Annotated in this window: 2 tRNA genes and 1 rRNA gene; all 3 read left to right on the top strand. The window is 47.8% G+C overall.

Features of this window, described 5'->3' with window-relative positions:
* Positions 1–82 (top strand): 16S ribosomal RNA (locus AC1DH9_RS30570); the annotation flags it as partial.
* A gap of 82 nt (positions 83–164) precedes the next feature.
* Positions 165–241 (top strand) — tRNA-Ile (locus AC1DH9_RS30565).
* A gap of 34 nt (positions 242–275) precedes the next feature.
* Positions 276–351: transfer RNA gene (locus AC1DH9_RS30560), tRNA-Ala, on the top strand.
* Positions 352–582 lie beyond the last annotated feature (231 nt).

Here is a 582-nt window from a genome sequence, read left to right as displayed (position 1 = left end):
GGTTACCACGGTGTGATTCATGACTGGGGTGAAGTCGTAACAAGGTAGCCGTAGGGGAACCTGCGGCTGGATCACCTCCTTAATCGACGACATCAGCTGCTGCATAAGCTCCCACACGAATTGCTTGATTCATTGAAGAAGACGATAAGAAGCAGCCCGAAATTGGGTCTGTAGCTCAGTTGGTTAGAGCGCACCCCTGATAAGGGTGAGGTCGGCAGTTCGAATCTGCCCAGACCCACCAATTTTGCTTGTGTGGGAAACGCCTGTAGAAATACGGGGCCATAGCTCAGCTGGGAGAGCGCCTGCCTTGCACGCAGGAGGTCAACGGTTCGATCCCGTTTGGCTCCACCACTACTGCTTCTGTTGTATGAAAGCTTAGAAATGAGCATTCCATCGCTGCGATGGTGAATGTTGATTTCTAGTCTTTGATTAGATCGTTCTTTAAAAATTTGGGTATGTGATAGAAAGATAGACTGAACGTTACTTTCACTGGTAACGGATCAGGCTAAGGTAAAATTTGTGAGTAATTGCGAATTTTCGGCGAATGTCGTCTTCACAGTATAACCAGATTGCTTGGGGTTA

This window comes from Pseudomonas sp. 05T35 (assembly GCF_056396605.1).
Note: the sequence above shows the minus strand (reverse complement) of the source record. Positions and strands in the feature narration are given on the sequence as shown.